Source organism: Streptococcus sp. NLAE-zl-C503, assembly GCF_900104285.1.
GTDB lineage: Bacteria > Bacillota > Bacilli > Lactobacillales > Streptococcaceae > Streptococcus.
Window position 1 is genome coordinate 285,667 of sequence record NZ_FNJT01000001.1, and the last position, 15,434, is coordinate 301,100.

Here is a 15,434-nt window from a genome sequence, read left to right on the forward strand (position 1 = left end):
GGAAATATGGTATAATAAAGCCAAGTAAAGAGAATCGAGAAGTACATGTATATTGAAATGGTAGATGAAACTGGTCAAGTTTCACAAGAAATCTTGCAACAAACCCAAGAAATTTTGGAATTTGCAGCCCAAAAAATAGGAAAAGAAGACAAGGAGATGGCAGTCACTTTTGTGACCAACGATCGTAGCCACGAACTCAACCTCGAGTACCGTGATACGGATCGTCCGACAGATGTCATCAGCCTTGAGTATAAACCAGAGTTGGATATTGCCTTTGATGAAGAAGATTTGCTTGAAAATCCTGAATTAGCAGAGATGATGTCTGAGTTTGATGCCTATATTGGGGAACTTTTCATCTCTATCGATAAAGCGCATGAGCAGGCTGAGGAATACGGTCACAGCTTTGAGCGTGAGATGGGCTTCTTGGCGGTACACGGCTTTTTACACATTAACGGCTATGATCACTACACTCCGGAAGAAGAAGCGGAGATGTTCGGTTTACAAGAAGAAATTTTGACAGCCTATGGACTCACAAGACAATAAACGAAAATGGAAAAATCGTGACCTTGTATCCAGTTTAGAATTTGCCATCACAGGGATTTTGACTGCTATCAAGGAAGAACGCAATATGCGAAAACATGCAGTGACGGCTCTAGTAGTCATCCTTGCAGGTTTTGTTTTTCAGGTGTCACGGATCGAATGGCTCTTTCTCCTAATGAGCATTTTCTTAGTAGTAGCCTTTGAGATTATCAACTCTGCTATTGAAAATGTGGTGGATTTAGCCAGTCACTATCACTTTTCTATGTTGGCAAAGAAAGCCAAGGACATGGCAGCAGGTGCCGTGCTGGTGGTCTCTCTTTTTGCTGCGGTGACAGGTGCACTTATCTTTCTCCCACGCATTTGGGATTTATTATTTTAAACACTAAGAGGAAATTATGACATTTAAATCAGGCTTTGTAGCCATTTTAGGGCGTCCCAATGTTGGGAAGTCAACCTTTTTGAATCACGTCATGGGTCAAAAGATTGCCATCATGAGTGACAAGGCGCAAACAACGCGCAATAAAATCATGGGGATTTACACCACGGATAAGGAACAAATCGTCTTTATCGACACACCTGGAATTCATAAGCCTAAGACGGCTCTTGGAGATTTCATGGTGGAATCAGCCTACAGCACCCTTCGTGAAGTAGATACTGTACTCTTCATGGTGCCAGCTGATGAGCCACGTGGTAAGGGCGACGATATGATTATCGAGCGTCTGAAAGCTGCCAAGGTTCCTGTGATTCTGGTGGTGAATAAGATTGACAAGGTCCATCCAGACCAGCTTTTGGCTCAGATTGACGACTTCCGTAACCAAATGGACTTTAAGGAGATTGTCCCAATTTCAGCCCTTCAGGGAAATAACGTTTCTCGTCTAATTGACATCCTTAGTGAAAATCTTGAGGAAGGTTTCCAGTACTTTCCGTCTGATCAAATCACAGACCACCCAGAGCGATTCCTAGTTTCAGAAATGATTCGTGAGAAGGTCTTGCACCTAACTCGTGAAGAGATTCCTCACTCAGTTGCAGTAGTGGTTGACTCTATGAAGCGTGACGAAGAGACAGACAAGGTTCATATCCGAGCAACCATCATGGTCGAGCGTGATAGCCAAAAAGGCATTATCATCGGAAAAGGTGGCGCTATGCTCAAGAAAATTGGGACCATGGCCCGTCGTGATATCGAACTCATGCTAGGGGACAAGGTTTTCCTAGAAACTTGGGTCAAGGTCAAGAAAAACTGGCGTGATAAAAAGCTAGACCTAGCTGACTTTGGCTATAATGAAAAAGAATATTAAGTAGAGGTGGGCTCATGCCTGCTTCTTGTTTTTACAGAAGGAGGAACGATGCCTGAATTACCAGAGGTTGAAACGGTTCGTCGTGGCTTAGAAAAATTGATTTTGGGAAAGAAGATTTCTAATATAGAGATTGCTTATCCCAAGATGATCAAGACAGATTTGGACGAGTTTCGAAAGGAAGTGCCTGGCCAAGTAATTGAGTCCATGGGGCGCCGTGGAAAATATCTACTTTTTTACCTGACAGATAAGGTCTTGATTTCCCATCTGCGGATGGAGGGCAAGTATTTTTACTATCCGGACCAGGTTCCTGAACGCAAGCATGCCCATGTTTTCTTCCAGTTTGAGGACGGGGGAACGCTTGTTTATGAGGATGTGCGCAAGTTTGGCACCATGGAACTGCTGGCGCCAGACCTATTGGAAGCATACTTTGTTTCTAAAAAACTAGGGCCTGAGCCAAGAGAGCAGGACTTTGATTTGCAGGTCTTTCAAGCTGCCCTATCCAAGTCTAAAAAGCCTATCAAATCCCATCTCCTAGACCAAACCTTGGTAGCTGGTCTTGGCAATATCTATGTGGATGAGGTCCTCTGGCGGGCTCAGGTCCATCCAGCTAGATCTTCTCAGAGTTTAACATCAGAAGAAGCGTCAGCTATTCATGACCAGACCATTGCTGTTTTGGGACAGGCTGTTGAAAAAGGGGGCTCAACCATTCGAACCTATACAAATGCCTTTGGGGAAGACGGAACCATGCAGGATTTTCATCAGGTCTATGATAGGACTGGTCAAGCATGTTCACGCTGTGGTACCATCATTGAGAAAATCCAGCTTGGTGGACGTGGAACTCATTTTTGTCCTCAGTGTCAAAGGAGGAACTGATGGGAAAAATCATTGGAATCACAGGAGGAATTGCCTCTGGGAAGTCAACTGTGACAAATTTCCTAAGAGAGCAAGGCTTTCAAGTGGTAGATGCTGACCGACTTGTCCATCAGCTACAAAGACATGGTGGGCGTCTATATCAGGTCTTAGTTCAGCATTTTGGACAGGAAATTCTCTTAGAAAATGGAGAACTCAATCGTCCTCTTCTAGCTAGTCTCATCTTTTCAAATCCTGAGGAGCAGGAATGGTCTAAGCAAACACAAGGAGAGATTATTCGTGAGGAACTGGCAACATTGCGAGATCAGTTAGCCCAGACAGAAGCTATCTTTTTTATGGATATTCCCCTACTTTTTGAACAGGGATATGCCAACTGGTTTGATGAAACGTGGCTGGTCTATGTGGACCATGATATCCAATTAGAACGTTTCATGAAACGGGATCATCTTTCTAAGGAAGTAGCTGAGTCCCGTCTGGAAGCCCAGTGGCCTTTAGAAGAAAAGAAAAAATTGGCGAGTCATATATTAGATAATAATGGCAGTCGTGACCAGCTTGTGGGGCAAGTAGTGAAGTTACTTGAAGGAGGCGATAGCTGTGCAAGAGATTAGTTGGAAAGATAATCTTCGTGTCGCCTGGTTCGGTAGTTTTCTAACGGGAGCCAGTATTTCCTTGGTCGTCCCTTTTATGCCTATCTTTGTAGAGCAGTTGGGAATCGAGAGTGACCAAGTTGCTTTCTATGCTGGATTAGCCATCTCAGTTTCGGCTGTTTCAGCAGCTTTGATTTCTCCTATCTGGGGTATTCTTGCTGACAAGTACGGTCGTAAACCCATGATGATTCGAGCTGGCCTTGCCATGACCATCACTATGGGAGGTTTGGCATTCGTGCCGAATATCTATTGGTTAATCTTTCTTAGATTACTAAATGGCGTATTTACAGGTTTCGTACCGAATGCGACAGCTTTAATAGCCAGTCAAGTCCCCAAGGATAGGTCTGGCTATGCTTTGGGGACTTTATCAACTGGAGTAGTAGCTGGAACCCTAACCGGCCCCTTTGTAGGTGGCTTGATTGCTGAAATTTTTGGTATTCGCAATGTCTTTTTATTGGTGGGTGCTTTCCTATTTTTAGCTGCAATCCTAACCATTTTCTTTATCAAGGAAGATTTTCGACCAGTGGCTAAGGAGAAGGCAATACCAACAAAAGAGTTGTTTAGTTCTATTAAACACTCTCATCTTTTGATTAATTTGTTTTTAACCAGCTTTGTCATTCAATTTTCAGCTCAATCAATTGGTCCTATCCTGGCTCTCTATGTGCGGGACTTAGGGCAGACTGAAAATCTCCTCTTTGTATCTGGTTTGATAGTATCGAGTATGGGATTTTCTAGCATGATGAGTGCTGGAGTGATGGGAAAACTAGGAGATAAGGTGGGAAATCATAGACTTTTAGTTGCAGCGCAGATTTATTCAGTCATCATTTACCTTCTTTGTGCCCATGCAACCAGCCCCATTCAACTTGGCTTGTATCGTTTTCTATTTGGTTTGGGAACGGGTGCTCTGATACCAGGTGTTAATGCATTGCTTAGTAAGATGACTCCCAAAGCAGGCATTTCAAGGATTTTTGCCTTTAACCAAGTCTTTTTCTACCTTGGGGGTGTTGTTGGTCCCATGACTGGTTCAGCAGTAGCAGGGCAATTTGGCTACCACTCTGTTTTTTATGCGACAGCAGCCTGTGTGGCTTTCAGTTGTTTATTTAACTTAGTTCAATTTAGATCATTATTAAAAGTAAAGGAAATCTAGTGCGAGTAAAAATTAATCTCAAATGCTCCTCTTGTGGCAGCATGAATTACCTAACCAGTAAGAACTCCAAAACCCATCCAGACAAGATTGAGGTTTTAAAGTATTGTCCCAAGGAAAGAAAAGTAACCCTACATCTTGAATCTAAGTAGAATTTATGGTAAAATAATAGGGATTTTAAGGAGTTTGATATGTACAACCTATTATTAACCATTTTATTAGTATTATCTGTTGTGATTGTGATTGCTATTTTCATGCAACCAACTAAGAACCAATCCAGCAATGTATTTGATGCCAGCTCAGGTGATTTGTTTGAACGTAGTAAAGCGCGTGGTTTTGAAGCTGTGATGCAACGTTTGACAGGTATTTTAGTCTTTTTCTGGCTAGCCATTGCCTTAGCATTGACGGTATTATCAAGTAGATAAGAAATGGGCGAGACTAGGTCTTAGCCTATTTTTATTTTTAATGACACTTCTAAAGTTATCAATCAAAAAGAAATTATAAAAATCTAGAAAGAAAACATGAAAGATAAAATTAAAGAATATTTGCAAGAGAAGGGGCGAGTGACGGTAAATGACCTGGCTCAGGCTCTCGGAAAGGATGGGTCCAAGGATTTCCGTGAGTTGATTAAAACCCTGTCTCTGATGGAAAGAAAGCACCAGATTCGATTTGGAGAAGATGGTAGCCTCACCTTAGATCAGAAGAAGAAACATGAAATCACCCTCAAAGGGATTTTTCATGCCCATAAAAATGGCTTCGGCTTTGTCAGTCTGGAAGGTGAAGAGGACGATCTTTTTGTAGGAAAAAACGATGTCAACTATGCCATTGATGGCGATACCGTTGAGGTCGTTATCAAGAAAGTCGCTGACCGCAACAAGGGAACAGCAGCAGAAGCCAAAATTATCGATATCCTAGAGCATAGTCTGACGACCGTTGTCGGGCAAATCGTTCTGGATCAGGAAAAACCCAAGTATGCGGGCTACATCCGTTCAAAAAATCAGAAAATCAGCCAGCCCATCTATGTTAAGAAACCAGCTATCAAGTTGGAAGGGACAGAGGTTCTCAAGGTCTTTATTGATAAATACCCAAGTAAGAAACATGATTTCTTTGTTGCTAGTGTTCTCGATGTGGTCGGACACTCGACTGATGCTGGAATTGATGTACTTGAAGTCTTGGAATCCATGGATATTGTCTCAGAATTTCCAGAAGCTGTTCTCAAGGAGGCAGAAAGTGTGCCAGAAGCTCCGTCTCAAAAGGATATGGAAGGTCGTCTGGACCTGAGAGATGAAATCACCTTTACCATTGACGGTGCGGATGCCAAGGACTTGGACGATGCGGTGCATATCAAGGCCTTGAAAAATGGAAATCTAGAACTCGGAGTTCATATCGCAGATGTTTCCTACTATGTGACCGAGGGTTCTGCCCTCGACAAGGAAGCTCTTAACCGCGCGACTTCTGTCTACGTGACAGACCGAGTGGTGCCAATGCTTCCAGAGCGTTTGTCAAACGGTATCTGCTCTCTCAATCCTCAAGTAGATCGCTTGACCCAGTCTGCTATTATGGAAATTGATAAACACGGTCGTGTGGTTAATTACACCATTACCCAAACAGTTATCAAGACTAGTTTCCGTATGACCTATAGCGCTGTTAATGACATCCTAGCTGGTGATGAGGAAAAGAGACAAGAGTATAAGAAAATTGTTCCTAGTATCGAACTCATGGCCAAGCTTCATGAAACTCTAGAAAGTATGCGAGAGAAACGTGGTGCCCTTAATTTTGATACCAGTGAAGCTAAGATTCTGGTGGATAAAAAAGGCAAGCCTGTGGATATCGTCCTTCGCCAACGTGGCATTGCAGAGCGCATGATTGAGTCCTTCATGTTGATTGCTAATGAAACTGTTGCGGAACACTTCAGTAAACTGGAACTTCCTTTCATCTATCGAATTCACGAGGAGCCCAAGGCTGAAAAAGTTCAGAAGTTTATTGACTATGCTTCGAGCTTTGGTTTGCGGATTTATGGAACTGCCAGTGAAATTAGCCAGGAGGCGCTCCAAGACATCATGCGTGCTGTTGAGGGAGAACCCTATGCAGATGTATTGTCCATGATGCTTCTTCGTTCCATGCAGCAGGCTCGCTATTCAGAGCACAATCACGGTCACTATGGACTAGCAGCTGACTATTATACTCACTTTACCAGCCCCATTCGCCGTTATCCTGACCTTCTAGTCCATCGGATGATTCGCGACTATGGGCGTTCCAAGGAAATAGCAGAGCATTTTGAGCAAGTGATTCCAGAGATTGCGACCCAGTCTTCCAACCGTGAACGTCGTGCCATCGAGGCAGAGCGTGAAGTCGAAGCTATGAAAAAGGCTGAGTACATGGAAGAATACGTGGGCGAAGAGTATGATGCGGTTGTATCCAGCATCGTCAAATTCGGTCTCTTTGTTGAATTGCCAAATACAGTCGAAGGCTTGATTCACATTACCAATTTGCCTGAATTTTATCATTTCAATGAGCGTGACTTGACTCTCCGTGGGGAGAAATCAGGAATCACTTTCCGTGTAGGACAGCAGATTCGTATTCGCGTAGAAAGAGCGGATAAGATGACTGGTGAGATTGATTTCTCCTTTATCCCAAGTGAGTTTGATGTGATTGAGAAGGGCTTGAAACAGTCTAGTCGTAGTGACAGAGGGCGTGGTTCAAATCGTCGTTCAGATAAGAAGGAAGATAAGAGAAAATCAGGACGCTCAAATGATAAGCACAAGCATTCACAAAAAGACAAGAAGAAAAAAGGCAAGAAACCTTTTTACAAGGAAGTAGCTAAGAAAGGAGCCAAGCATGGCAAAGGGCGAGGGAAAGGTCGTCGCACAAAATAAAAAGGCGCACCACGACTATACAATCGTAGATACGCTAGAGGCAGGAATGGTGCTGACAGGAACGGAAATCAAGAGTGTACGTGCTGCACGTATCAATCTCAAGGACGGCTTTGCCCAAGTAAAAAATGGGGAAGTCTGGCTGAGCAATGTTCATATCGCCCCTTACGAAGAGGGCAATATCTGGAACCAGGAACCTGAACGCCGTCGCAAACTCCTGCTCCATAAGAAACAAATCCAAAAGTTGGAACAAGAGACCAAAGGGACAGGGATGACCCTTGTTCCCCTTAAAGTCTATATAAAAGATGGCTACGCCAAACTCCTTTTAGGACTTGCCAAAGGGAAACATGATTATGATAAACGGGAGTCAATCAAGCGTCGTGAACAAAACCGCGACATCGCGCGTGTCATGAAAGCTGTCAACCAGCGTTAAGAAGAGGAAGTGAAATGGAAAAACTAATTGCCTATAAACGAATGCCCTTGTGGAATAAAGAGACCATGCCTGAAGCTGTTCAGCAAAAGCATAATACTAAAGTCGGTACTTGGGGAAAAATTACTGTCTTGAAGGGGGCGCTCAAGTTTATTGAGTTGACTGAAGATGGTGAGGTTCTAGCTGAACACCTCTTTGAAGCAGGGGCTGACAATCCCATGGCGCAACCGCAAGCCTGGCACCGAGTAGAGGCCGCAACAGACGATGTAGAGTGGTACTTGGAATTTTATTGTAAACCTGAGGATTATTTCCCTAAGAAATACCAGACCAATCTAGTCCATTCAGAGGTCCTAGAGGCTATGCAAACGGTAAAACCTGGAAGAGCCTTGGATTTGGGTTGTGGTCAAGGCCGTAACTCTCTCTTTCTTGCACAGAATGGTTTTGATGTGACAGCTGTGGATCAAAATGAATTGTCCCTTGAAATCTTGCAAAGCATCGTAGAGCAAGAGGATCTAGACATGCCTGTCGGACTTTACGATATCAATTCGGCCAGCATTAGCCAAGCCTATGATTTCATCGTTTCAACAGTTGTTCTGATGTTCCTACAAGCGGACCGCATTCCAGCTATTATCCAAAATATGCAGGAGCACACCACGGTCGGTGGCTATAACCTTATCGTCTGTGCCATGGACACGGAGGATTATCCTTGCTCGGTGAACTTCCCATTCACCTTTAAAGAAGGGGAGTTGGCAAACTACTACAAGGACTGGGAATTGGTTAAGTATAATGAAAATCCAGGATATCTGCACCGTCGTGATGAAAATGGCAATCGGATTCAACTACGATTTGCGACTATGTTAGCTAAAAAAATCAAGTAAATTAAACATCTGCAAGCGAATAGAAACTACTTTGCAAGTTTTCTATTCGTTTTTGTTTGCGTTGGTTGATTGGGGTGAACAGAATTTTATGCTATACTAGAAGTAGGAAGAGTGAGCAGTAGAGCTGTATTGCTGTCACTCTCAGCGCAAGAAGTTGTAGATGATGGAGGTGGTCGAATGGCGAGTCTTTTGGTGGAACTGTATGATCGGCATGTATTGGAAAAGAATGTCTACCAAGCATTTGTCAGTGACTGTGACGAGATTCTCTTTCTATCTTTGACGAAAATAAGTAATAACGATAAACTTTCACTGCGCCATTTTATCTTGTATGAGGTTCCCCATATCCAACGAGTGACCTTTCGTCAACTATCCTTAGAACAGATGTCTGATCAGTTAGATTATTGCTTAGCAGGCTATGACCAAGTTGTCCTTGATGTATTTGGTGGAGATTCGCTACTAGCCTTATCCCTCTATCAATACGGCTTGGATCGGGACCTCCCCATCGTTGCCATGGATGTCGAGCGGGGAAAACAATACAAGTGGGTAGCTGGTCAGTTAGAAAAAGAAGACTTGGACATTCCAACCCTAAGTATCCAACAGTTGATAGCCTTGCGTGGTGGAAAAATGCTCAAATCCAAACGCCCTATCCACTCGGCTCAGCAAATTGCTGCCATCAAAAAATTAGCCAGCTCAGCTATTGCCAATCCCGCACGCTGGTACCAAGTGACCCAATTTTTCTCGCTTGCTAAAACCAATGATCTATATGCTGAGACCGAAAAAATACTGGAAAATAATGGCAAGTATTACCACTATCCAGAATCCCTTATTTCTTTACTTGTGGAAGCGGGAATGCTTTGTATGGAAAGCGAAGACAAGAAACGAGTAGCATACAGTTTTCCAAGTCAAGAAGCTCAAGTCTTTTGCCGCAACAAGGGGCATATTTTAGAGGTATATCTCTATCTCTTGGCGCTTGAATCTCAGCTGTTTGATGAGTGCATGATAGGCGGTGAGATTGATTGGAATGGCATTTTTCCAGAGGCGGACAATGTTCAAAATGAGATTGATGTCATTTTGAGAAAGGGACGCTCGATTACCTTTATCTCCTGCAAGATGACAGATTTATCAGTTGAAGCCATCAACGAACTAGAAGTCTACGCCAATCATTTTGCTGGGGAGAGTTGCCTCAAGTTAATTGTCTGTACGGGGAAAATCAATCCCGTTTATGCCAATCGCTGTCAGGAATACGGCGTGATGGTCATTAGAAGTGAGCAGATTCCCAATCTCATTCCCATGCTGAAAAAATACTCTAAGAGGTTTAAAAGATAGAAAAGCAATATGAAAGACTGGAATTCCAGTCTTTTTTAGTTCTTTTTCGAATAAATGAGAAAAGGAGGTAGACCATGTTTGTAGCCAGAGATGTACAGGGAAAATTGGTGAATGCCCTCGAAAAAGATGTGACCAAGCAAGCTTATACTTGTCCAGCCTGTGGGGGCGGACTACGATTACGCCAAGGACAGAGCATTCGAACGCACTTTGCCCATGAAAGGTTAAGGGATTGTATTGCCATTTTTGAAAATGAAAGTCCAGAACACTTGGGCAACAAAGAGGCCCTTTATCACTGGGCCAAGAAGGACAATCAGGTGGCCTTAGAATATAATCTGCCCGAGATTCAGCAGATAGCGGATGTTCTCGTCAATGAGAAACTAGCGTTGGAGGTTCAGTGCAGCCCTTTGTCTCAAAAGCTTTTAGGCGATAGAAGTCAAGGATACCGAAGTCAGGGCTATCAGGTTATCTGGCTACTGGGAGAAAAACTCTGGTTAAAAGAGCGATTAACACAACTGCAAAGGGGATTTCTTTATTATAGTCAAAATATGGGTTTCTATGTCTGGGAACTGGATCTCAAAAGGAAAGTCTTGAGACTCAAATATCTTCTGCATCAGGACCTACGTGGCAAGCTTCATTTTCAGGTCAAAGAATTTCCCTATGGTCAAGGAAATCTCTTGGAAATTCTACGATTTCCTTATCAAAAACAAAAGCTAGCTAGTTTTACAGTTTCTCAAGATTCAACTATCTGTCACTACATTCGCCAACAGTTGTACTACCAAACGCCTTACTGGATGAAGAAGCAGGAGGAAGCTTATCATCAAGGAGACAATCTATTAAACCGTCAACTAGACGACTGGTATCCCCAGGTCAGACCGATAGAGTCAGGTGATTTTTTGCAGATTGAAACGGATTTGACTAGCTATTATAGAAATTTTCAGGCCTACTATCAAAAAAATCCGAAAAATAATCGCCAAAAGCTCTATCCACCAGCTTTTTATCACTTATATTTCTCAAAAAATGTGGTAAAATAGAAAGGATGGAGGAATCTTATGGTATTACAACGACATGAAATAAATGAAACAGATACATGGGATCTTTCAACAATCTACCCAACAGACCAGGCTTGGGAAGAAGCCTTGAAAGATTTAACTGAAAAAGTACAAACAGCATCTCAGTATGAGGGGCATCTCTTGGATAGCGCAGACAGTTTGCTTGAGATTACAGAATTCTCACTTGACTTGGAACGCCAAGTTGAAAAGCTTTATGTCTATGCACATATGAAAAATGACCAGGACACGCGTGAAGCCAAGTATCAAGAGTACTATGCCAAGGCTATGGCCCTATACAGTCAGTTAGAACAATCCTTTTCATTCTATGAACCTGAGTTTATGGAGATTAGCGAAGAGCAGTATGCGGCTTTCCTAGAAGCTCAACCAAAACTCCAAGTTTACAAACACTTTTTTGATAAGCTCTTGCAGAAGAAAGACCATGTTCTTTCGCAACGTGAAGAAGAATTGCTTGCTGGAGCAGGAGAAATCTTTGGTTCTGCTAGTGAAACTTTCGCTATTTTGGACAATGCGGATATTAGCTTCCCATATGTTCTTGATGATGAAGGCAATGAAGTGCAACTCTCACACGGTACTTACATCCGTTTGATGGAGTCTAAAAATCGTGAAGTGCGTCGTGGTGCCTATGAAGCCCTTTATGCAACTTATGAGCAATTCCAACACACTTACGCTAAGACTTTGCAGACAAATGTTAAGGTGCAAAACTATCGAGCAAAGGTTCGTAACTATAAGAGTGCTCGCCATGCAGCCCTCGCAGCAAACTTTGTTCCAGAAAGTGTCTATGACAATCTAGTAGCAGCAGTTCGCAAATATTTGCCGCTCTTGCATCGTTACCTTGAACTTCGTTCTAAAATCTTGGGGATTTCTGATCTCAAGATGTACGATGTCTACACACCACTTTCGTCAGTAGATTATAGTTTTACTTATGAGGAAGCCTTGAAAAAGGCAGAAGAGGCCTTGGCAGTCTTGGGTGACGACTACTTGAGCCGTGTCAAACGTGCCTTTAGCGAGCGTTGGATTGATGTCTATGAAAACCAAGGCAAGCGTTCTGGTGCTTATTCTGGTGGTTCTTACGATACTAATGCCTTTATGCTTCTAAACTGGCAGGATAATTTAGATAATCTCTTTACCCTTGTCCATGAAACAGGTCACAGTATGCATTCAAGCTATACTCGTGAAACTCAGCCTTATGTTTACGGGGATTACTCAATCTTCTTGGCAGAGATTGCCTCAACGACCAATGAAAATATCTTGACAGAGAAATTGTTGGAAGAAGTAGAAGATGATGCAACTCGCTTTGCTATTCTCAATAACTTCCTAGACGGTTTCCGTGGAACAGTTTTCCGTCAAACTCAATTCGCTGAGTTTGAACATGCCATTCACCAAGCAGACCAAAATGGAGAAGTCTTGACAAGTGATTTCCTCAATAAACTCTACGCTGACTTGAACCAAGAGTACTATGGACTCAGCAAGGAAGACAATCCTCAGATCCAATACGAGTGGGCACGCATCCCACACTTCTACTATAACTACTATGTTTATCAATATTCAACTGGTTTTGCAGCTGCTTCAGCCTTGGCTGAGAAGATTGTCCATGGAAGTCAAGAAGACCGTGACCGCTATATCGACTACCTCAAGGCAGGTAAGTCTGACTATCCGCTCAATGTTATGAGAAAAGCGGGAGTGGATATGGAGAAAGAAGACTATCTCAACGATGCCTTTGCAGTCTTTGAACGCCGCTTGAACGAGTTTGAAGCCCTTGTTGAAAAATTGGGACTGGCTTAAGATGGTAGAGTCTTATAGTAAAAATGCCAATCACAATATGCGACGTCCCGTCGTCAAGGAAGAAATCGTAGAACTCATGCGCCAGCGTCAAAAGCAGGTGACAGGTTCCTTGAAAGAATTGGAAGTCTTCGCACGCAAGGAAAACATTCCTATCATTCCCCATGAAACGGTCGCTTACTTTCGATTTCTCATGGAGACCATACAGCCCAAGAACATTTTGGAAATTGGGACGGCAATTGGCTTTTCGGCCCTTCTGATGGCGGAACATGCACCAAATGCTAAGATTACAACCATTGACCGTAATCCTGAGATGATAGGCTTTGCCAAGGAAAACTTTGCCCACTTTGACAGTCGTAAGCAAATCACTCTCTTAGAGGGGGACGCAGTTGATGTCCTATCAACCTTGACAGAAACCTATGACTTTGTCTTTATGGATTCGGCCAAGTCCAAGTATATCGTCTTTCTACCAGAAATCCTCAAACACTTGGAAGTTGGTGGAGTAGTAGTTTTGGATGATATTTTCCAAGGAGGCGATGTTGCCAAGGATATCATGGAAGTCCGTCGGGGTCAACGCACAATCTATAAGGGATTACAAAGACTTTTCAAAGCAACTTTGGACAATCCAGATTTAACGGCGACTCTAGTTCCGCTCGGGGATGGAATTCTCATGCTGAGAAAAAATGTGGAAAATGTGACCTTGCCAGAAATGGAATAAATAAAAAATAGTACAATCCTCCTGTATCAAGTAATAGGAGGATTTTTATGTCTCAAAACATCATCAATATCGGCTATGCACGCGTTTCAACTCATAAGCAAGATTTGGGCTTAGAGGTGCAAATCGAAGCTCTCAAGCATTGTGACCAGCTTTTTATCGAGTGTGAGTCTGGTTCAAATAATACACGCTCAGAGCTCGAAAAGGCTCTAAAATTGGCTCAAACGCTTTCGAAAAAAGGAATGCAAGTCACTTTCACCATCTACAAGCTTGATAGGCTCACCCGCTCCATGTTTAAATTGATGAAAATAATCGAGCAGCTCAACGAACATCAAATCCAGCTCATCAGCCTGTATGAAAAACTGGAAACCGACTCACTCATTGGTAGGTTACTTTGTATGATTTTAGGTTTTGTGGCAGAAAGTGAACTGGAAAATTTGCGATTTCGTACCCGTGAAGGACTTCGTAAAGCCAAGGAAAAAGGCGTCAAACTTGGTGCTAAGCGAATATCGAAAGAGAAGGAGGAGAGAATTATTCAGCAGTATTTAGCAGGGGAATCAAGCATCAGAACAATTGCAAAAAAAGAACGAATTTCGACCTCAACCATCTATAAAGTATTGGAACGCAACGATGTGGCCAACAATCGAAAAAAAGTTTCGCAAATTTCTTGCTAAAAACCAGACAAAATGCTACAATGAAGGCGTAAATATGTTTCGATTAACGACCGTTCGGCGAAACATTCAAAATAACAATGTGAATATTTCAGAAAATACGAATTTAACAAGGTTTTGAGCCTGTGTTGGATTTGTATTTTTTTTGTTTTTTAAGTGTATCGTTTAACGGTCCTTACGCGATACACCAAAACCCTTGTCGCTCAAGTGGTTGAGGTGAATTTTACGAAATACTAAAATAAAAAAAATTAGGCTTTTTATAGTATTTGCTCACCTAAAAAGTAATACTACATTCCTAAGGAGGAAATTATGAAAACGAATAAAGTGACTAAACTTGGTATTTCTTTGCTTTCTGTTGCAGCTCTTGGCGTTGTTGCGCCAGCTTTGACCAATAACCCTGTTTTTGGGGTTTCTATTGTAAAAGCGGAAGAGCAGCAGAAACCGTTAAAATACCGTATTGATTACATCGGAGAATCAGGAGAAAAGGTTGCTCCGTCAGAATTTGGGGTTTTAAACCCTGGCGAAACGGTTAATATCTATAAAGATATTGAAGGTCACGAGGTAGTTTCACGTTTTGAGTGGCTACCTGGCTATAACATGGATTATGATACATTAAGTACATATTCTGGTTTCGTGGATGGATATAACTATATGTATCTTAAATATAAGAAGTTAGATCCAGCACCAACACCAAAACCGGACCAAGGACAAGATCCAGCTAAGCCAGACCAAGGTCAAGGTCAAAAAGATCCAGCACCAGCACCAACTCCGAAACCAGAAGTTAAGCCAGAGACCAAACCTTCAGAAACACCAAAACCAGAAGTAAAACAGGAAACAAAACCATCTGAAACTCCGAAACCAGAAGTAAAATCAGAACCAGCGCCAAAAGAAGAAGAAAAGCAGGAGCCCCTCAAATACCGCATCACTTATTATAATATTGAAACAAGAGAGACACTTGGTCAAATGACGGGCGTGATAAATCCCGGGCAGACTATCAATATCTATAAAAAATTTAATGGACATGAGATAATCTCAAAGGATAGCTGGATGCCAAACTATGACATGACGTATGACATAGTTAATGAATACTTCTATGGCTCGGTAGACGGATACAATGATCTGCGCCTAGAATACAAGAAAGTAGAGGAGCCAACTCCGGAACCAGCGCCAACGCCAACTCCGACTCCGGAACCAGC

Annotated in this window: 16 protein-coding genes and 1 pseudogene; all 17 read left to right on the plus strand. The window is 42.6% G+C overall.

Annotated elements, in window-relative coordinates:
- Positions 1-45: 45 nt before the first annotated feature.
- Complete coding sequence (gene ybeY / locus BLS46_RS01380) at positions 46-543, plus strand: rRNA maturation RNase YbeY (protein WP_093585018.1); 498 nt, start codon at positions 46-48, stop codon at positions 541-543.
- Positions 524-919, plus strand: a complete 396-nt coding sequence (locus BLS46_RS01385) for a diacylglycerol kinase family protein (RefSeq protein WP_084947806.1) — start codon at positions 524-526, stop codon at positions 917-919. Before ybeY ends, BLS46_RS01385 begins: the two co-directional genes overlap by 20 nt.
- 16 nt (positions 920-935) lie before the next feature.
- Complete coding sequence (gene era, locus BLS46_RS01390) at positions 936-1,835, plus strand: GTPase Era (RefSeq protein ID WP_000143275.1); 900 nt, start codon at positions 936-938, stop codon at positions 1,833-1,835.
- Between the two features lie 48 nt (positions 1,836-1,883).
- Positions 1,884-2,708 (plus strand): DNA-formamidopyrimidine glycosylase, encoded by an 825-nt coding sequence (gene mutM, locus BLS46_RS01395; protein WP_093585022.1) that lies wholly within the window; start codon positions 1,884-1,886, stop codon positions 2,706-2,708.
- Positions 2,708-3,313 (plus strand): dephospho-CoA kinase, encoded by a 606-nt coding sequence (gene coaE, locus BLS46_RS01400; protein ID WP_093585025.1) that lies wholly within the window; start codon positions 2,708-2,710, stop codon positions 3,311-3,313. The genes mutM and coaE overlap by 1 nt, the downstream gene beginning before the upstream one ends.
- Complete coding sequence (locus tag BLS46_RS01405) at positions 3,300-4,499, plus strand: multidrug efflux MFS transporter PmrA (RefSeq protein ID WP_093585028.1); 1,200 nt, start codon at positions 3,300-3,302, stop codon at positions 4,497-4,499. Before coaE ends, BLS46_RS01405 begins: the two co-directional genes overlap by 14 nt.
- Positions 4,499-4,648, plus strand: a complete 150-nt coding sequence (gene rpmG / locus BLS46_RS01410; RefSeq protein WP_007519517.1) for a 50S ribosomal protein L33 — start codon at positions 4,499-4,501, stop codon at positions 4,646-4,648. The genes BLS46_RS01405 and rpmG overlap by 1 nt, the downstream gene beginning before the upstream one ends.
- 39 nt (positions 4,649-4,687) lie before the next feature.
- Entirely contained in the window at positions 4,688-4,921 is a 234-nt protein-coding gene (gene secG, locus BLS46_RS01415; RefSeq protein WP_000282517.1) for a preprotein translocase subunit SecG, read from the plus strand.
- 96 nt (positions 4,922-5,017) lie between these two features.
- A complete protein-coding gene (rnr, locus tag BLS46_RS01420) occupies positions 5,018-7,372 on the plus strand; it encodes a ribonuclease R (protein ID WP_093585031.1) in 2,355 nt (784 codons plus the stop codon).
- Positions 7,335-7,802 carry an SsrA-binding protein SmpB gene (gene smpB / locus BLS46_RS01425; protein WP_001051742.1) on the plus strand — a complete coding sequence of 156 codons (468 nt, stop codon included), beginning with the start codon at positions 7,335-7,337 and terminating at the stop codon, positions 7,800-7,802. The genes rnr and smpB overlap by 38 nt, the downstream gene beginning before the upstream one ends.
- A gap of 14 nt (positions 7,803-7,816) precedes the next feature.
- Positions 7,817-8,677, plus strand: coding sequence for an SAM-dependent methyltransferase TehB (tehB, locus tag BLS46_RS01430; protein ID WP_093585034.1), 861 nt, complete (start codon positions 7,817-7,819; stop codon positions 8,675-8,677).
- Between the two features lie 177 nt (positions 8,678-8,854).
- On the plus strand, positions 8,855-10,003 hold the full coding sequence (locus BLS46_RS01435; RefSeq protein WP_093585037.1) for a PDDEXK family nuclease: 1,149 nt from the start codon (positions 8,855-8,857) through the stop codon (positions 10,001-10,003).
- Positions 10,004-10,077: 74 nt separating this feature from the next.
- On the plus strand, positions 10,078-11,034 hold the full coding sequence (locus BLS46_RS01440) for a competence protein CoiA (RefSeq protein WP_093585040.1): 957 nt from the start codon (positions 10,078-10,080) through the stop codon (positions 11,032-11,034).
- 18 nt (positions 11,035-11,052) lie between these two features.
- Positions 11,053-12,855 (plus strand): oligoendopeptidase F, encoded by a 1,803-nt coding sequence (pepF, locus tag BLS46_RS01445; RefSeq protein ID WP_093585044.1) that lies wholly within the window; start codon positions 11,053-11,055, stop codon positions 12,853-12,855.
- Between the two features lies 1 nt (position 12,856).
- On the plus strand, positions 12,857-13,570 hold the full coding sequence (locus BLS46_RS01450) for an O-methyltransferase (protein WP_093585047.1): 714 nt from the start codon (positions 12,857-12,859) through the stop codon (positions 13,568-13,570).
- Positions 13,571-13,617: 47 nt separating this feature from the next.
- On the plus strand, positions 13,618-14,241 hold the full coding sequence (locus BLS46_RS01455; protein ID WP_093585050.1) for a recombinase family protein: 624 nt from the start codon (positions 13,618-13,620) through the stop codon (positions 14,239-14,241).
- 306 nt (positions 14,242-14,547) lie between these two features.
- Positions 14,548-15,434, plus strand: a pseudogene (locus tag BLS46_RS09870) (hypothetical protein); the annotation flags it as partial.